The sequence below is a fragment of the Nitrospirota bacterium genome (assembly GCA_035516965.1).
Lineage (GTDB): Bacteria > Nitrospirota > UBA9217 > UBA9217 > UBA9217 > MHEA01.
The window spans coordinates 49,498-68,001 of the sequence record DATIZR010000043.1 but is presented as its reverse complement, the minus strand read 5'-3'; the positions used below and the strand labels follow the sequence as shown (position 1 = coordinate 68,001).

Below are 18,504 nucleotides of genomic sequence, written 5' to 3'. Positions count from 1 at the left end.
GCATGAACATCGAACGAAAAAGAAAGATCGAGAGCGTCATCGCGCTCGCGATGAGCGGCCTCGCCGCCGCGATCGGTCTTTTCTGGCTCGTGTATATCCTGGCCGACGTCATCATTCACGGCATAGGAGCTCTGCAGCTCAGCCTGTTCTTCAACGACCCCGCTCCCGCGGGCGTCGAGGGAGGCGGCCTCAGGAACGCCTTTGTCGGGCAGTTGATGATCACCGGAGCCGCCACCTTGATCGGGGTCCCCGTCGGCGTCCTGGGCGGAACGTTCCTCGCCGAGTACGCCCGGGGAAGGAAATTCGCCCGGTTCATCAGTATCCTTGCCGATATCATGGTCAGCGTCCCGTCCATTGTCGTGGGCGCCTTCGTCTATGCGATCCTGATACGGCCCTTTCATCATTTCAGCGGCTGGGCCGGGGCGTTCGCGCTTTCGATCATCATGATCCCGGTGGTTCTAAGGACCACCGAGGACATGCTGTCGCTCGTTCCCTGGACGCTGCGTGAAGCGGCGTTTGCCCTGGGGGCCCCCTACTACAAGGTCATCATCCAGGTCGTGTACCGGGGTGCGGCCACGGGGATCCTGACCGGCGTTCTGCTGTCGATCGCCCGTGTCGCCGGAGAAACCGCTCCGCTTCTCTTTACCTCATTCAACAACAACTTTTTTTCCTGGGACATGAATCGGCCCATTGCATCATTGACCGTCACGATCTTTCAGTACGCCATGGGACCCTATAAAAGCTGGCATACTCAGGCGTGGGGTGCGGCATTCGTGATCACCCTGTTCATACTCGCCCTTACGATCATGGGCAGGCTGGCCATTTGGTGGAGGTATAAGCGTTGACGGAAAAGATCGAGATCGAGGTCAAAGACCTGAACTTCTATTATAACGGCGATGTCCATGCCCTGAAAGGCATCTCCCTGCCGATCAAAAAATACCATGTCACGGCGCTCATCGGGCCTTCAGGCTGCGGGAAAACCACGCTCCTCCGCTGCTTCAACCGCATGCACGATCTCTATCCAAGGCACCGGTATGGCGGCGAGATCATCTTCCAGGACAGGAATATCCTCGCGAATGACGTGGATCTCATCAACTTGAGGAGCCGCATCGGCATGGTTTTCCAGAAGCCGACCCCTTTCCCCATGTCCATAGCCGAGAACATAGCCTATGGCCTCAGGCTGAAAGGGGTCCGGAACAAATCTGAACTTATCGGCCGCATCGAACAGGCGCTCAAGCATGCGGCCCTCTGGGAAGAGGTCAGGGACAAGATGAACGCGAATGCATTCGACCTCTCGGGCGGCCAGCAGCAGCGCCTCGTCATCGCGCGCGCCCTTGCCGTAGAACCGGAAGTATTGCTTTTCGACGAACCGACATCGGCGCTCGACCCCATCTCCACGGCAAAGATCGAGGAACTGGTCGTCAAGCTGAAAAAAGACGTCACGATCATCATCGTGACCCATAACATGCAACAGGCCGCCCGGGTGTCGGACATGACCGGCTTCCTGTACATGGGCGAGCTGATCGAGCACGGCACCACGGAGAAGATATTCACCACGCCGGACAAGAAGCAGACCGACGACTACATCACGGGAAGGTTCGGGTAACTGCGGGACCGGCGCCGGAGAACAAGCGCGAAATCGCGCCGCAAAATCATCGAACTCTTCCTGCCGGGGGAACGAGGCGATCGATCGTTGAAGCATATCCGAAATGTTGGGAACAAGGAGATCTTCATGGTTGCTCAAAAAGAACAGGACATTGAAAAACTGAAGGAACAAGTGCTGAAAATGGGCGGGTTCGTCGAGGAAGCCATCCGCAAATCCATCAGGGCGCTGGTGGACCGGGACCGCGACACCGCGATCCAGGTCATCGACAACGACGCCATCGTGAACAATTATGACGTCGAGATCGAAGAAGAGTGCATCCGCTTCCTCGCCATCTGGCAGCCCACGGGCAGCAATCTCCGGTTCGTCACGACGACCATCAAGATCATCACGGACCTTGAGCGCATGGGCGACCTGGCCGTGGACATCTGCGAGCGGTCCATGGAACTGCTCGACGAGCCGCCCCTCAAGCCCTACATCGACATTCCCCGCATGGCCGAGGCGGCCCAGAAGATGCTGAAGGACAGCCTCGATTCCTTCGTGGCCCGGGACGCGGACCTTGCCATGCAGGTCTGCGCTGCAGACGACTTCGTGGACAACCTGAACCAGCAGATATTCAACGAGCTGCTCGTCTTCATGCTGAAGGACCCCAGGAACATCTCGCGCGCAGTGCGGCTTACGTACATCACGAAATACCTGGAGCGGATCGGGGACCATGCGACGAACATCGCCGAGATGGTCGTCTACATGGTCAAGGGCAAGGTGATCCGCCACATGGCTTGTGAAGCCCCCCGTAAGAGCGGGGCCTGAGTCCCGCTCCGCCGCCCGGCCTGTTCCGCCCCCGGCCTCCTTCGTACCGAATGGCCTCCCGCGCCCGCAAACCCATAAATTGTTTGACAAACAGGAGTGCACAAGGTAGAATCCGCTCACTGATTGTAAGCATGGGCTAACATCGGAGCGCCTTTGACCGGGCTTCCCGCATGACCGGCAGTTGTTTCGCAATCGATACCCGAGATGAATTCCCCACTCCCCCATTTCAAGCGGGACGCGTTTCAGGACCTGCTCCTGGCCGCAGTCCTCTTCAGCGCACTGTTCGGCATCCTGCTCGGTAACAGACCCCTCGCCGTGCCCGACGAGGGTCGCTACGTCGAGATCCCCCGTGAAATGGTTTCAAGCGGGGACTATGTCACTCCGCGCCTGAACGGCGTCAAATACTTCGAAAAGCCCGTCCTGTTCTACTGGCTCGAGAGCCTCTCGATCCGGCTCTTCGGCCTCCGGGAATTCACGCTCCGGCTCTGGCCGGCATTGTTCGCCGTCATAGGGTGCCTCGCAGTCTACGCGGGGGGCAGAAGGCTGTACAACCGCAGAACGGGCCTCATCGCCGCGGTAGTGCTTTCCACGAGCATGCTCTACTATGCCCTCAGCCGGGCGATCATCCTCGACATGCCGGTGACGTCCCTGCTCACGCTTGCGCTGCTGTCATTTCTCGTAGGAAGCCGGGAGCCTGCGGGATGGCTGCGCCGTTTGCTTTTGTACGGGTTCTATGTCTTTGCCGCACTGGCTGTCCTCACGAAGGGGCTCATCGGGATCCTTATCCCCGTCTTGGTCATCGGCTCCTGGATCCTCCTGCTGGGCCAGCGGCGCATGCTCCGCGACCTGTATCTTCCGACCGGCATTGCCCTGTTCCTGACGGTCGCGGCTCCGTGGCACATTCTCGTAGACAGGGCGAACCCGGAGTTCTTCAATTTCTATTTTATCCACGAGCACTTTCTTCGCTACCTGACGAAGATCCACAGCCGGTACCAGCCCGCCTGGTTCTTCATCCCGGTGCTCCTCGTCGGCCTGTTTCCCTGGACGGCCTTCCTGATCCAGGCCGTCCGGTTCAACCTGCCGAAATCCTGGCGGGGCCGCCATGAGCACGGCGACGCCCTCTTCCTGCTCCTGTGGGCGGTACTGGTCTTTCTCTTCTTTTCCGCATCCAGTTCCAAACTGGTCCCTTACATCCTGCCGGTCCTCCCACCGCTCGCGCTGCTCATCGGCCGCTATCTTGCGACCGCCTGGACGTCCCGCGAGGCGCCGGAATTCCATTCCGGGATCGCGGCCGTTTCCCTTGCCATGCTCCTGTTCGCCGCGGCCCTGATCGCACTGCCGCTCTTCGTACCGATGCCCCAGGTCCTTGCCCTCGGCAATTATCCGGTGCTGGTCGCCGCGCTCCTCGGGGTCGTCGCCGTCTCCACATGGCTCCTGGACCGGACGCGCGGCATCCGCTGGTCCCTGCCTGCCCTGGCTATCGGCACGGCATTGCTGCTGATCGCCCTGAACGCCGCCGCCGGCCGCGTTCAGGATCATTCCGTCAAGCCCCTTGCCGAGGTCCTGAAGCAGCGGCTCAAGCCCGGAGACGAGGTCGTTTCGTATCTTACCTACTACCAGGACCTGCCGGTATATCTCGAGAGAAGGATCACCGTCGTGGACTGGTCCGGCGAACTCGAGTTCGGCATGAGCATTGAGGATACGAGCGGGTGGATGATCCACAGCGCCGAATTCTGGAAGCGCTGGCAGAAGCCTGCCAGGATCTATATGCTCACGAAGCGGAGCCTGTACGATATCCTCAGGCCGCCCGGCAAGAACAAGATCTACCTTGTCGCGGGAACGGAAGATACGGTCCTGCTGACCAACAGGGAGCCCTGATGAAATACCTGCCGATCATACTGCTCGGGGTACTCCTGAATGCCGCGGCGCAACTCTGCCTGAAGGAAGGCATGCGGCGTATCGGGCATTTTGACTTCGTCTGGTCGAACGTTCTGCCGATCGGGCTCCAGGTCGCCGGCAATCTATTTGTGCTCGCCGGGCTGTTCCTCTACGTCGTGAGCGTCGCAGTCTGGCTCCTGGTGCTTTCGCGGGTGGAAGTGAGCTTTGCCTATCCCCTCCTGAGCGTCGGGTATATCGTGAATGCCGTGGCAGGCTACTACCTGTTCCAGGAGAACCTGTCGCTCACCCGGATCACCGGGATCGTGATCATCTGCGTGGGCGTGTATTTCGTGACGAGAAGCTGAAGTACCGGAGAGCAAGCTGACAGGCATGCAGGCTCATTTTTATTCGATCGTTCTGTGAAGGATTACCATGTCAAGCAACCCAACTGAAGAATTCCTCCCCTTCTCCCGTCCGACGATCAGCCAGGAAGCCATTGACGAGGTGGTGGCCTGTCTCAAATCCGGCTGGATCACGACGGGCCCGCGGGTCAAGCAGTTCGAAGAGGACCTCAAGGCCTACTGTTCGGCGCCCTACGCCCTTGCGCTTTCCTCGGCCACGGCCGGCCTGCACCTGGTGCTGGCTGCGCTGGAACTGAAGCCCGGCGATGAGGTGATCACGACGCCCATGACCTTCGCTGCGACCCTGAACACCATCGTGCTCGCCGGCGGGAAGCCGGTCCTGGTGGATGTCGAGCCGGGGACCTACAACATCGACGTCCGGCAGATCGAGAAGGCCGTTACGAAACGCACGCGGGCCATCATGCCCGTGCATTTCGCGGGTCTGCCCGTGGACCTCGACCCGCTGTATGCGATCGCGAAGATGCACAATCTCCGCGTGATCGAGGACGCGGCCCATGCCATCGGCACGGAGTACCGGGGAAAACGGATCGGCAGTTTCGGCGATGTCCAGGTCTTCAGCTTTCACCCCAACAAGAACATGACCACCGGCGAGGGCGGCTGCGTGATGACCAGTGATGAGAAGATGGCAGGCGACGTGGCCCTGCTCCGCTTCCACGGGATGGACCGCGAAGCCTGGAACCGCTTCGGGAAGAAGGGCAGCCAGCATTACGAGATCATCGCGCCGGGCTTCAAATATAATATGATGGACATGCAGGCGGCCCTCGGCCTGCACCAGCTGAAACAGCTCGACGGCTTCATCAAACGACGCACGGAACTGGCGCTCCGGTACCAGAAGCTGCTCGCCGACTGGACGCAGGTCAGCCTGCCCTCGGCTCCTTCCTATCCGCATCTCCACGCCTGGCACCTCTACACCCCGCTCGTCAATCCCGAACGTGCGGGCATGGACCGGGATGCCTTCATGCAGGGGATGAAGGAGCGCAACGTCGGCACCGGGCTGCACTACCGGGCCGTGCATCTCTATCCCTATTACCGGGAGCGGTTCGGCTTCAAGCGCGGCGATTTCCCGAATGCCGAGGCCGTATCGGACCGCATCGTGAGCCTGCCGCTCTTCCCGCTGATGACCGATGCGGAGCAGGACCGCGTGGTCGCCGCCATGGCCGGCCTGTTCGGGAGGAAAGGGACATGACCAAACCCTACGTGAGCGTCGTTGTCCCCGTGTACAATGAACAGGACAATCTGAACGCGCTCTTTACACGGTTGACGGCCGTCCTGGACAAACTGGGAAAGCCTTATGAGATCCTCTTCACGAACGACGGGAGCCGTGACCGTTCGGGCGAGATGCTGAGGGATTTTCATCTGCAGCGGCCGGCCGAGGTCCGCGTCATCGACTTCAACGGCAATTTCGGGCAGCACATGGCCATCATGGCGGCCTTCGAACGGGTCCGCGGAGACGTCATCGTGACGCTCGACGCCGACCTGCAGAACCCGCCCGAGGAGATCCCCAAACTGCTCGCCGCGTTCGAGGCGGGCCACGACGTGGTCGGCGGCTTTCGCAGGAACCGTCAGGACACCTTTTTCCGGACCTATGCCTCCCGCGTCATCAACGGCATTCGCGCAAAGATCACCAACATCCGCATGAAAGACCAGGGCTGCATGCTCCGGGCATACGGCAGGAACATCGTCGACAACATCGTGGCGAGCGAGGAGACCTCGACCTTCATCCCCGCGCTGGCCTACAGCTTTGCCGCGAAGCCGACCGAGGTCGCGGTCGAGCACGCCCCCCGGGCGGCCGGAGTATCGAAGTACCGGCTCTACGACCTGATCCGCCTGAACTTCGACCTCATGACAGGATTCTCCGTCGTGCCGCTTCAGGTGTTCACGGTCTTCGGCATGGTGGTCTCGATCCTGTCGACGCTCTTCGTGGTCTACCTGTTCATCCGGCGCCTCATGATCGGACCCGAGGCCGAAGGCGTGTTCACCCTCTTTGCAATTCTCTACTTCCTCGTCGGCATCGGCATCATGGGCCTCGGCATCATCGGGGAATATATCGGCAGGATCTACAAGGAGGTGCGGCGACGCCCGCGCTTCGTGATCCGGAAAGTGTACGAAACGATCGATGAATAAACCAAGCATGTTAGTTTTCGCCTATCACGAGGTCGGGTATGAGTGCCTGGACCTCCTGATCCAGAACGACGAGAATGTGCTCGCCGTCATCACGCACAAGGACGACCCGGACGAGGAGATCTGGTTCCGGTCGGTCGCAGGACTAGCCCGCAAATACGGCATCCCGGTCTACACGCCGGAGTCCGTCAACACGCCGGCATGGGTCGAGCAGATCAGGGCCTGGGAGCCGGACCTCCTCTTTTCCTTCTACTACCGGAACATGATCAAGGAGGAGATCCTGAACCTGGCGCCGCTCGGAGCTTTCAACATGCACGGCTCCCTTCTTCCCAAGTACCGGGGCCGGGCGCCGATCAACTGGGCCGTGCTGAACGGAGAAACGGAAACGGGCGTCACCCTTCACCATATGGTCAAACAGGCCGACGCCGGGGACATCGTTGACCAGGAAAAGGTTTCCATCGGGCCCGAGGACACGGCCAAGGACGTTTTTCTGAAGGCCGTCAAGGCGGCGCGCCTGGTGCTCGAGCGACAATTGGGGGCGATCACGTCGGGGACCGCGCCGCGCCGTAAACAGGACGAAGCGCTGGCCTCTTATTTCGGGGGGCGGAAGCCCGAGGACGGCCGCATTGACTGGACGGGGGCCGCGGGGAAAATATATAATCTGATCCGCGCCGTGACCCAACCCTATCCGGGAGCCTTCACGGAGGTCAACGGGAGGAAGCTCATCATCTGGTGGGCAAGGCCGCTTCCCCCCTCGGGAGGCGAACCGGGGCAGGTTCTGTCTGAAGACCCATTCACGGTTGCCACCGGCAGCGGCGCCCTGGAGATCGTCAACTGGGAATGGGAGGACGAAGTCGAGGAAGATGCCGACCGCGAGATGCAGGGGCTCGAGGCGGGGCGGATCCTGGGAAAATAACGGGAAATGAAATGGAGCGGAGCATGGGCCTGAAAATATTGATCCTCGGAGTCAACGGCTTCATCGGCAACAGCCTGACGGAGCACATCCTGAAGAACAAGGATTGGGAAGTCTACGGCATGGATATGTCCACGGACAAGCTCGACCAGTGCCTGGGCCACGAGCGTTTTCGTTTTGTCGAAGGCGACATCACCGTCAACCGCGAATGGATCGAGTACCACGTCAAGAAGTGCGATGTGGTCCTGCCGCTCGTGGCCATCGCCACGCCGGCCACCTACGTCACCGACCCGCTGCGCGTGTTCGAACTAGACTTCGAGGCCAATCTCGACATCGTGAGGAAATGCGTGCGTTACAAAAAGCGCGTCCTCTTCCCGTCCACGTCCGAAGTGTACGGCATGTGCCCCGACCGCGAGTTCGACGAGGAGGCCTCGAACCTCGTGCTCGGCCCGATCAACAAGCCGCGCTGGATCTACTCCTGCTCCAAGCAGCTCATGGACCGCGTGATCCATGCTTATGGCATGAAGGAAGGGCTGAAATACACGCTCTTCCGCCCCTTCAACTGGATCGGCCCGAAGCTGGACAACATCCTCGAGCCCAAGGAGGGCAGCTCGCGCGTGCTCACCCAGTTCATCGGGAACATCCTCCGCGGCAAGGACATCCAGCTCGTGGACGGCGGAGAGCAGCGCAGGAGCTTCACCTATATCGACGACGGCATCGACGCGCTGATCCGGATCATCGAGAACCGGGACAGCGCCGCGGATGGCCGCATCTTCAACATCGGGAACCCATCCAACGACATGTCGATCAGAGAGCTTGCCGAAACGCTGATAGCGCTCATCCGGACCTATCCCCGGTTCGCGAAGCTTGCCGACAGCGTCCGGATCGTGACCGTCCGGTCGAAGGAATACTACGGGGAGGGCTATCAGGACATACTTACCCGCGTGCCGTCGATCCGGAACGCGGAAACCTATCTCGGCTGGAAGCCCACGACGGACCTCAAGACTGCGCTCAGGAAAACTCTGGACTACCACCTCGGCAGGCCGTCTCAAGAGTTGGACGTATAGTCTCGAACGAAATTGCCGAACCGCTGCGGCGCAAAGAGCGCGAAGGTTCACAAATGAACGATCAGCATCCGGTCTTCTTTGCGTCCTTGGCGCCTTCGCGCTAACTATTCTTTAACGTTCATGAACGATCCCCTCCTCGCCATCAAGATCGACGTCGATACCGACCGGGGCACGCGCATCGGCGTGCCCAACCTCCTCGCCCTGTTCGATGAGTTCGGCATCAAGGCCACGTTCCTCTTCTCCCTCGGTCCGGACAATACGGGCCGGGCTATCAAGCGCATCTTCCGCCCGGGGTTCCTGAGCAAGGTGAGCCGCACCAGCGTCGTCTCTACCTACGGCATCCGCACCCTGCTGAACGGCGTTCTGCTGCCGGGACCGCACGTGGGCCGAAGGAACGAGGTCATCATGCGGCTTGCCCGCGACAGGGGCCATGAGGCGGGTATCCACTGCTATGACCATATCCGCTGGCAGGACGGACTTGCGAAGATGAGCCGCGATGAGGTGGAGCGGGAGTTCGGCAGGGCCAGAGCGGAATTCGAACGCGTCTTCGGCGAACCGGCAAGGACCGCCGGGTCGGCGGGTTGGCAGGCGAACGCTTTCAGCCTCGCTGCCTACGATGACGCAGGCCTTCTCTACGCCAGCGATGCCCGGGGCAGCCACCCCTTCTTTCCCCGCGCGGGCGGCTCGGTGTTCAGAACGGTCCAGATCCCCACAACGCTCCCGACGCTGGACGAACTGCTTGGCAGGCCGGAATATCCCGATGAGCGAATCGTCGATCAGTATTGTTCCGTGCTCCGGCCCCGCGTCGTGAACGTGCTCACCATCCATGCCGAACTCGAGGGGATGAAGCAGATAGGCCTTTTTAGGACGCTCCTGCAGCAGTTGAGTATGCGGAGGATCGAGGTCAGGAGGCTGGATGACATCGCCCGCGACCTCCTCCGGGAACCGACCGCAATCCCTGTCTGCGATCTCGTCGACGGCACGATCGAGGGAAGAAGCGGCACCCTTGCGGTCCAGCGCTGCGCAACCTGATAGCCTCCCCGGGAAAGCCCTCTGCCCCTTCTTGAGGCCCAAAAACCAACATTTTTTTTTGACAATCCCCCGCGCTTCCTTTATATTTAATCAGAAGACAGAATTTCCCGTCCGTTTATTCAAACCGAAGGAGCAATCTCAATGATCCCGACCGTGGAGTGGAAGAACGGCATGGTCCGCATGCTGGACCAGACCAGACTGCCGATCGAGGTCGTGTACAACGAATGCAGGGACTATCAGACCGTGGCGCAGGGCATCCGGGAACTCTGGGTGCGCGGCGCACCTGCCATCGGCGTCTCGGCCGCCATGGGCCTCGCGCTTGGGGCTCGACAGATCACTGCCGCCTCGTTTAACGAGTTCTGGCCGAAGTTCGAGGAGATCTGCAAGTTCATGGCGGCAACGAGGCCCACGGCCGTGAACCTGTTCTGGGCCATCGAGCGGATCCGGACGTTCGTGCAGGCCAACCGGGACAAAAGCCTCGAGGAGATCAGGGACCTGCTCGTGCAGGAGTCCCAGCGCATGCTCGACGAGGACATCGAGACGAACAGGCGCATGGGTGGCTACGGGTCGGTCTTCGTTTCCGACGATGACAACATCATCACCCATTGCAACGCTGGCTCCATTGCGACCGCGGGGTACGGCACGGCCGAGGGCGTGATGCGGGCCGCCGTGGAGGAGGGGAAGAAGATCCACGTCTACGTCGACGAGACGCGTCCCGTGCTCCAGGGCGCTCGCCTGACCGCCTGGGAGTTGATGCAGGAAAAGATACCCTGCACCCTCATCACCGACAATATGGCGGGACACTTCATGTACCGAGACCTGATCGACCTCGCGATCGTCGGCGCCGACCGCATCGCCCGGAACGGCGACCTGGCGAACAAGATCGGCACTTACAGCCTGGCCGTGCTGTGCAAGGAGCACGGCATTCCCTTCTACGTCGCGGCTCCGCTCTCCACCATCGACTTCGCCATGGAAACGGGCTCCCTGATACCCATCGAAGAGCGCAATCCTCGCGAAGTGACCCACATATTCGGCAAGGTCCAGATAGCGCCCGAAGGCGTGGCGGTCGCGAACCCGGCCTTCGACGTGACGCCGGCGCGTTATGTGACGGCCATCATCACGGAAGTCGGCGCATTTCTTCCCCAGGACATCCACAAACTTGCCGACGGAAAAACCGACCCGGAGAAGCTCAGGATACGATAACCGGCGTCGGTCCCGGTCTCCAGCATCCAGTCCGCAGTGTCTTCTCAACGAGCAACGCGAGGAGGTCAGCATGAAACAGACTGCGCTCCACCAGAAACACCTGCGTGCTAGCGTTAAACTGACCGAGTTCCAGGGCTGGCAGGTACCGCAGGCTTTTACGGATGCCCAGGACGAGCATCATGCGGTGCGGGGCAACGCCGGCCTGTTCGACGTCGGTTTCCTGGGACGGATCGAGGTCACGGGACCGGCTGCCGTGGAGTTCCTGCAGAAGATGTTCACGGGGAACATCGCCAAGATCCCCGAACACTCTGCGCACTACTGCCTCCTGTGCAACGACAACGGCGGCATCATCGACGATGCTATCGTCTTCAGGCTCTCCAACGCCGGCACATCCATGCGCTTCCTGCTTTCGACGAATGCCGTGAACGCCGAGAAGGTCCTGGAGTGGCTCACTGCTCATGCCTCATCGGGAACACAAATCAGCGATGTGACCGGGTCCCTTGCACAGCTGTCGCTCCAGGGCCCCCGGTCGGCCGGCGTTCTTGAGAAATTCCTCGGCGCTCAGTTCAGGAAATTCAAACCCCGTTCCCTGAAGGAGCTGACCCTCCCCGACCTGCCGCTCCTCGTGGCGCGGACCGGCTACACCGGCGAGCTTGGCTATGAACTCTTTATCGCAGCCGACAAGGCTGAGACCCTCTGGGATTCGCTCCTGAACGCGGGAAGCGACTTCGGGCTGTTGCCCTGTGGTATGGCGAGCCGCGATACCCTGCGGCTCGAAATGGGCTACCCGTCCTACGGATACGATATTGACGAAAAACGCACGCCGCTCCAGGCGGGCCTGACAGCCTTCGTTGACTTTAAAAAGGAATTCATCGGTAAGGAAGCCCTGCTCGCGGAGAAGGCTGCCGGTGTGCGGGAGAAGCTCGCGGGTTTCCTCCTGACCGAGAAGAGCGCGCCCCGGCCGGGCGGCAGCATCTTCTCCGAGAACCGGCAGATCGGTGTAGTGACCAGCGGCGCATTCTCACCTGCGCTCCGGAACGGCATCGGGCTCGGCTACGTGGTGAGCCGGTACGCCCAGCCCGGCCAGGAGATCGAGATCGAACTTCGTGACAGGGAAATCGTCGCCAACATCGTGGAGCTGCCGTTCTACCGGAAGAAGTAAGGAGGTTCCCGTACGGACGGTCCTTGCCCCAAACACTACTGCGCATCATAGTTTTTCCTGGATTCATCGAGTCGTTGTTTTCCGTTCGGCAAGACGTGTTTCCTGTTCATCACACCTGAGAGAGTCAAGTCCTTCCGGAGGGATCGTTTCTCAGTGTACGCAGTACGTTCGCAGATGAACGGCAAAAGTAGCTTCCGACAACGGTACCACGGTACCGTTGCTGTCCCGTCGTGATACAATTGTGATAAAAATAATTAAACCTGTGTGTATCACGGTGATTGCACGTCACGGCACTGAGAAATCGTAACAACATGACCGGTCGTAAGCATCCCTCTCCCCTCGGAAATCCAACACTGTTTTAATCCGGCACGCTATTCCCTATTCCCGCTTTGTCCCTGCCGTCACTTTGTGGTAATATGACCCATGGAAACGAAAAAGGCCGTCATCCCGGTAAGAGGAATGACCTGCGTCAACTGCGCCGCGGCGATCCAGAAGGACCTGTCCAGGCTCATTGGCGTGAAAAGCACGAATGTCAACTACGCGAACGAAAAGGCCGTTGTCGAATTCGACCCTGCGGTCGTCAGCCTTGATCAATTCATCTCCAGCATCCGCGAGTCCGGTTATCAGGCAGTGACCGAAGCCGTCACCATCCCGGTCATCGATCTGGATGTCTCGCGGGTGCCTGAGCTTGAGCGAACTGCCTCGGCTATCGACGGCGTGTTGAACGCCCGGGTAAACGCGACAGCGGGCACTGTCGAGCTGGACTACATCCCTGGCCAGATAAGCCTCCGCGATATCCGCCGGTCGATCGAGCGGGAAGGCTTCCGCATACCCGTCCAGGTAGAGGGCCGTACTGCCCTGGACATCGAAAAAGAAGCGCGGGAGCGCGAGCTCCATGAGCTCAAGACGAAGCTTGTAGTGAGCGCAACCCTTTCCGTCCTCGTCCTGATCGGGAGCATGCAGGACATGATCCCGGGGCTGTCCCTCCTCCCCCGACGGACCATGTGGTTCATCCTGTTCCTGCTCACCACGCCGGTGCAGTTCTGGGCCGGCCGCCACTTCTATCAGAACGCCTGGGCCTCGATCAAACACGGCAGCACCAACATGAACACGCTTGTCGTGGTCGGGACCTCCGCGGCCTATGGGTACAGCGTTGCGATCACCTTTTTCCCCGGTCTGTTCGGGCACATGGGCAGCCACGGCGGCGCGTACTACGACACCTCGGCGATGATCATCACGCTCATCCTGTTCGGAAAGTTCCTCGAGGCCCGTGCAAAGAGCCGGGCCGGTGAAGCGATCAAGAAGCTCATGGGGCTCCAGCCAAAGACGGCGCGTGTCATCCGGGAGCAGGGCGAGCACGACATTCCGATCGAAGAGGTCGAGGCCGGCGACCTGATCATCGTGCGTCCGGGCGAGAAGGTGCCCGTGGACGGGGTGATCCGGAGCGGATCGTCCTCGCTGGACGAGTCCATGCTGACCGGCGAGAGCCTTCCCGTTGACAAACGGACAGGCGACACGGTCATCGGAGCCACGATCAACAAGACCGGAACCTTCACCTTCGAGGCGACCAAGGTAGGCCGGGACACCATGCTCAGCAATATCATCCGCATGGTCCAGGAAGCGCAGGGGTCCAAAGCGCCGATCCAGCGCCTGGCCGATTCCATTTCGAGCATCTTTGTCCCGACGGTCATCAGCATCGGCCTGGTGACGTTCCTGATCTGGTACCTCCTCGGTCCCGCCGAGACGCGGTTCACGCTTGCGCTCGTAAATTTCATCGCCGTGCTGATCATCGCCTGCCCCTGTGCCATGGGACTGGCAACGCCTACGGCTATCATGGTCGGGACCGGCAAGGGTGCCGAGCACGGCATTCTGTTCAAGAACGCCGAGAGCCTCGAACGGGCGCAGCGCATCGATACGATCGTTCTGGACAAGACCGGAACCCTGACCCGCGGCGAGCCGACCGTCACGGACGTGGTCGCGAATGGAATAAGCGAACAGGAGCTCCTTGCCTCTGCGGGTTCAGCCGAGAAAGGGTCCGAGCATCCGCTCGGAGAAGCGATCGTTCGCTGTGCTCTTGGCCGGGGCATCGCTCTCGAACAGCCTGATGAGTTCGAGGCCCTGCCGGGCCACGGAATCCGCGCGATCGTCAAGGGAAAAGAGGTCGTGCTGGGCAACGAAAGGCTCATGTCTGACAGGGCCGTGGTCCTGGGCCGTCTTGCCGTTGAGGGCGAAGGGATCTCTTCCCGGGGGAAAACTCCCATGTTCGTCGCGATCGACGGCAAGGCTGCAGGAATCGTTGCCGTTGCCGATACGCTCAAAGAGCATTCCCGGGAGGCGGTGGAGCGGATGAAGGGACTCGGCCTCGAGGTGTACATGCTGACCGGCGACAACCGGAGGACCGCTGGGGCCATTGCCGGAGAGCTCGGCATCTCCCGCGTACTGGCGGAGGTGCTGCCCTCGGACAAGATGGAGAACGTCAGGAAACTCCAGGCCGGTGGCCGGGTGGTTGCGATGGTCGGTGACGGGATCAATGACGCACCCGCGCTCACTCAGGCCGATGTCGGCATCGCGATCGGGACGGGAACCGACGTGGCGATCGAGGCCTCTGACGTGACGCTGATCAAGGACGACCTGCGCGTCGTTGCTGAGGCCATGAGGCTCTCGCGCAGGACCATGCAGACCATCAGGATGAACCTGTTCTGGGCGTTTTTCTACAACGTCATTGGCATACCCGTGGCCGCGGGCGTTCTCTACCCCTTTTTCGGGGCCGGCGGCCTGCTGAACCCCATGTTCGCCTCCGCTGCCATGGCCTTCAGTTCGGTCAGCGTTGTGACCAATTCCTTGAGATTAAGAAAATTCTCTTAATCGGGGACGAGCATGGTTTAACGGGCCATCGCAAAATTATGTTTGTTCCTTTGCCGTCGTTCCCCAGACAGCGGATTATCGACAGCTTGGACATCAAACCAGTGTTTCGCCACAATTCAACAGGGATACATTCGGACATAAAGCCAACACATGCAAAATCCTTCACTTACTTGGTTTCAATTGATCATTATCCGCGTCCCGTAGTCTTTCTCCTCTTCGTCCTCTGCGGTATAATGTTTCCATGAAGTTCATCGCTGATGTCATGCTGGGCAGGCTTGCAAAGAAACTGAGGCTGCTCGGCTTTGACGTTCTCTATGACCGTTCGCTCGATGATAACGAGATCATCCGGATATCCCTCGAGCATGAGAGGATGATCCTTACCCGCGACAACGGCCTTGCTCACCGTCCCCTGGCCTCCCGTCACCTGTTCATCCGCTCCGACATTGCGCAGGAACAGGTGAATGAAGTGCTCTCGGCCCTTCCCTCTTGCGCCGGCTTCCCGCAGCCCCTCACCCGCTGCTCTCTCTGCAACTCGACGCTTATCCCTCTGGCGAAGGAAATATCCAGGGATCGGGTTCCCGACTACGTGTATCACCATGAGCACGATTTTCTGCAATGCGGATCGTGCGGAAGAGTTTACTGGGCAGGCAGCCATGTCAGGAACATGAAATTGACCGGCCGGGCGCCCGGCGATGGACAATGATTCTGGGGAACCCTTCCACAAACGATAGCCCCGGTCCGTTAATCAGGACCGGGGCTATTTCCATGATAACAGGGCTCGACTGCATGAGCAGAAGGCTTGCCTTCAATCACCCGGAGTGATCGTAATGGTAGGGCGGACCGGCTGGGCGGGGGCAGGCGCCGGCGCAGTTAGATCAGTTGGGGCAGGCGTGGTCGGAAGGGGCGACGAGGCGTTCGTAGCGGTCTGTCCGGTTGCCTCCTGGTTTTGCACCACGGGTCTCGGCCTCGGACGGAGGGGTTGCGGCTGTTTCGGGGCAGGCGGGGGGTTCAGGATACCCGTGCGCGTTATGGCAAGGTCCCTGATCGGTGCGCTCCCTGCATCCCGTACTTCAATCTCCTGGCCGTTCAGGATCAGTTTCAACGCATTTGCACGGCCATAGCTCAGGAGAAACCGCTCGTCGGCGCTCCAGATCAGGCTTTCTCCTTTTCTCAGCACTGCCTTCTTTTGCGGGCTCGTATCGGTGCGGACCAGCAGCCATGTGTCATCCATCGCCACGACTTCAAGATAGAGCTTGCCGGCGTTCAACGTTCCGCCGGCTGAGTCCGTCGGAAGAGACGACAGGAAGGGGGAGCCGGCGTTCTTCTCCTGCTGACGACTCTTACCGCTATGCCTGCCGGGCATGGACGTGAACAGGAGCAGGAGCAATGAGATAGTGATCGCAGCTCCCCAAAGATAAGGTTCGATGGACCTTTTCACCCGGGGGCCGCTCTCCACAGGTTCCTTCTTCTCTTCTGGAGCCGCGCTGACCTCTGCAGCGGGTGCGGCAGCCGGGGCCTTGGGTGTGAGTTCTGCGTATCGTTTCTGCAGCTCGTCCTGGTCCAGGTGGAGGAACTTTCCGTAATTCTTCAGAAACCCCCTGACGAACACGTCGCCGGGCAGTTTTGAAAAATCCTCCTCTTCAAGGGCTTTCAGGTAATTGACGCTGATTCGCGTCTGCTGGGCCGCATCGCGGATATCGATGCCCCTGGCCTCGCGGCCGTTTCGTAGATACTGGCCTAACGTACCCATCAATTTCACCTCAGGGTCTTCAGATAATCTTTTGCCTGACGCGCCAGATCGCTGCCGGGTGTAATCTCGGCGACCTTCCGGAACTCTTCCACTGCCGCCCTCTTGTTGCCGTCCTTGACAAGGGCAACTCCCAGGCTGAACCTGAGGTTAGCGTTCTGAGGAGATATGGCCACCCCCTCCCGGAATTCCGTGATGGACTCCTTTACCCTGCCCGCGTCGAAGAGAGCCGATCCAAGCTCATACATGATGAAGTCGTAACTTGCATACCGCTTTGCTTCGCGGAATGCTGCTATGGCCTTTTCGTAATCCTTCTGCGCCAGGTAGACGCGTCCGATGTTCAGATAGGGAACATGGGGCGTCGCATACAATTTGTTCTCAAGCGCCCTGTTGAAGGCCTTCAGGGCTTCCTTCCACTTCTGCTGCTTGGAATACACCGTGCCCAATGCATTGTAGGCTTCGGAATAATTCGAATCGATCGCCAGCGCTTCCTTGTAATAGGCTATTGCAGCGTCATACTGTCCCCGGCTATCGCTGATCACGCCCAGCATGTAGTAGGATTGCTTGTAATCGCTGTCCGTCTGGATTGAGCGGTTGAATTCTACCGAAGCCAGTTCATATTTCTTCTCCTGGACGTAGGAGAGGCCTTTCATGTAATAGCCTTCGGCCATTTTAGCTTTGTCCGGACCGGTGCCTGAGGTGGTTGCACAGGCCGCTGCAAGAAGGATGACAACAAGTAACGATCGCATCATACATCAGACTCCTTCACATTAAAAGGAGGCCAACAGGCGGGCCAGAGCCTCTTTTTCTCTGCTGACCATACCTGTTGCGCTCCGGACATCCTTCTTGAGCTGCGCCATCGGCGCCTTCACCACGCCTGCCTTCACGGCTTCCTCGAACACGACCTCGGGCGTCACCGTAGTTTCTTGGTGGTCCGGTTCCGGAGCAGGGGCCGGCGCCCGGGGCGGCGCGGCCGCCTGTGCAGGAGGGGCAGCTCTCCGGGGAGACGGAGATGACGGCTGGACCTGCGCCGGGCGCGTTCTGTCGGCTGGTCCCGCAGCAGGAGTCGACGGCTGTTGCGGGGGCTGCGGTCGCTCGACCGGTGCCGGAGGCTGCTCCGGCTGTGATTGCGGGGCCACGGGCAGCTCCTGCGGTTGCATGACTGGCGCAGGCTGGACCGGAGGTGCCGTCTGGACGGGTTTTTCAGCGGGAGGCGCGGCCTGAGCCGCAGCAGCCGGCTGCGCTGCATCTGCTTTTGTCTCTTTTTTTCTGCCCGAGAGAAACTCCTGGTCTTCGATCCATCGCTTCCTCTGATCGGGCGACATTTTAGCGAAATCCAATTCATCAAGCATCGCCCCGAGGCCTTCGGCAAAGCTTCGCGCTTCGTCTTCCACGTCGGCCAGACTTTCTTCCGGGAAGGGATTGCTGGAATGGGAATAGTAGCGCCTCCGGTCGGTGCTGATGAAGTAGAGCCCGACATAGGCCTGGATCTTGCCGCCCTCGCGGAAAAAGAAGACGTAACTGCGCGCCTCCTCGAGGCTTGTTTCGGGGTTCGCCACCTGGTGGTTGTTCATGGAGAACAGCACCCGGATGAGGTTCCTGTCGGCGATCTTCAGATCGGTTATGGTAGCGTCAATCGTAAACATGGCGTTCGGATCGGAACGAGTGGATCAGGGGAACG

General features: G+C 60.1%; 17 protein-coding genes. 14 read left to right on the top strand and 3 right to left on the bottom strand.

Annotated elements, in window-relative coordinates:
• Positions 1–2 precede the first annotated feature (2 nt).
• The 14 genes from pstA (at position 3) to VL197_06205 (ending at position 15,779) form a co-directional block, all read left to right on the top strand.
• Positions 3–845, top strand: coding sequence for a phosphate ABC transporter permease PstA (gene pstA / locus VL197_06270; GenBank protein HUJ17580.1), 843 nt, complete (start codon positions 3–5; stop codon positions 843–845).
• Entirely contained in the window at positions 842–1,606 is a 765-nt protein-coding gene (gene pstB, locus VL197_06265; GenBank protein HUJ17579.1) for a phosphate ABC transporter ATP-binding protein PstB, read from the top strand. Before pstA ends, pstB begins: the two co-directional genes overlap by 4 nt.
• Before the next feature lie 126 nt (positions 1,607–1,732).
• Complete coding sequence (gene phoU / locus VL197_06260; GenBank protein ID HUJ17578.1) at positions 1,733–2,413, top strand: phosphate signaling complex protein PhoU; 681 nt, start codon at positions 1,733–1,735, stop codon at positions 2,411–2,413.
• Positions 2,414–2,617: 204 nt separating this feature from the next.
• Positions 2,618–4,291: a glycosyltransferase family 39 protein gene (locus VL197_06255; GenBank protein HUJ17577.1), complete on the top strand. Its 1,674-nt coding sequence runs from the start codon at positions 2,618–2,620 to the stop codon at positions 4,289–4,291.
• Complete coding sequence (locus VL197_06250) at positions 4,291–4,656, top strand: 4-amino-4-deoxy-L-arabinose transferase (GenBank protein ID HUJ17576.1); 366 nt, start codon at positions 4,291–4,293, stop codon at positions 4,654–4,656. Before VL197_06255 ends, VL197_06250 begins: the two co-directional genes overlap by 1 nt.
• Positions 4,657–4,723: 67 nt before the next feature.
• Positions 4,724–5,899 carry a DegT/DnrJ/EryC1/StrS aminotransferase family protein gene (locus tag VL197_06245; protein HUJ17575.1) on the top strand — a complete coding sequence of 392 codons (1,176 nt, stop codon included), beginning with the start codon at positions 4,724–4,726 and terminating at the stop codon, positions 5,897–5,899.
• On the top strand, positions 5,896–6,837 hold the full coding sequence (locus tag VL197_06240; protein ID HUJ17574.1) for a glycosyltransferase: 942 nt from the start codon (positions 5,896–5,898) through the stop codon (positions 6,835–6,837). Before VL197_06245 ends, VL197_06240 begins: the two co-directional genes overlap by 4 nt.
• Positions 6,838–6,844: 7 nt before the next feature.
• Positions 6,845–7,750, top strand: a complete 906-nt coding sequence (locus VL197_06235) for a formyltransferase (GenBank protein HUJ17573.1) — start codon at positions 6,845–6,847, stop codon at positions 7,748–7,750.
• Positions 7,751–7,773: 23 nt separating this feature from the next.
• The gene (locus VL197_06230; protein ID HUJ17572.1) at positions 7,774–8,814 is read left to right on the top strand and encodes a bifunctional UDP-4-keto-pentose/UDP-xylose synthase; all 1,041 of its coding nucleotides are present in this window, start codon (positions 7,774–7,776) and stop codon (positions 8,812–8,814) included.
• A gap of 120 nt (positions 8,815–8,934) precedes the next feature.
• Positions 8,935–9,846 carry a polysaccharide deacetylase family protein gene (locus tag VL197_06225; protein HUJ17571.1) on the top strand — a complete coding sequence of 304 codons (912 nt, stop codon included), beginning with the start codon at positions 8,935–8,937 and terminating at the stop codon, positions 9,844–9,846.
• A gap of 141 nt (positions 9,847–9,987) precedes the next feature.
• On the top strand, positions 9,988–11,049 hold the full coding sequence (gene mtnA, locus VL197_06220; protein ID HUJ17570.1) for an S-methyl-5-thioribose-1-phosphate isomerase: 1,062 nt from the start codon (positions 9,988–9,990) through the stop codon (positions 11,047–11,049).
• A 70-nt stretch (positions 11,050–11,119) separates the two neighbouring features.
• Complete coding sequence (gcvT, locus tag VL197_06215; protein HUJ17569.1) at positions 11,120–12,211, top strand: glycine cleavage system aminomethyltransferase GcvT; 1,092 nt, start codon at positions 11,120–11,122, stop codon at positions 12,209–12,211.
• 423 nt (positions 12,212–12,634) lie between these two features.
• Entirely contained in the window at positions 12,635–15,076 is a 2,442-nt protein-coding gene (locus VL197_06210) for a heavy metal translocating P-type ATPase (protein ID HUJ17568.1), read from the top strand.
• 241 nt (positions 15,077–15,317) lie between these two features.
• The gene (locus VL197_06205; protein ID HUJ17567.1) at positions 15,318–15,779 is read left to right on the top strand and encodes a Mut7-C RNAse domain-containing protein; all 462 of its coding nucleotides are present in this window, start codon (positions 15,318–15,320) and stop codon (positions 15,777–15,779) included.
• A gap of 102 nt (positions 15,780–15,881) precedes the next feature.
• On the opposite strand, the gene VL197_06200 is transcribed toward VL197_06205, so the two are convergent.
• From VL197_06200 to VL197_06190, 3 genes are read right to left on the bottom strand one after another with little or no spacing between them, the layout of a single operon-like run.
• Positions 15,882–16,826, bottom strand: a complete 945-nt coding sequence (locus VL197_06200; protein HUJ17566.1) for a RodZ domain-containing protein — start codon at positions 16,824–16,826, stop codon at positions 15,882–15,884.
• 5 nt (positions 16,827–16,831) lie between these two features.
• Entirely contained in the window at positions 16,832–17,575 is a 744-nt protein-coding gene (locus VL197_06195) for a tetratricopeptide repeat protein (GenBank protein HUJ17565.1), read from the bottom strand.
• 18 nt (positions 17,576–17,593) lie between these two features.
• A complete protein-coding gene (locus VL197_06190) occupies positions 17,594–18,469 on the bottom strand; it encodes a hypothetical protein (protein ID HUJ17564.1) in 876 nt (291 codons plus the stop codon).
• Positions 18,470–18,504: the final 35 nt, after the last annotated feature.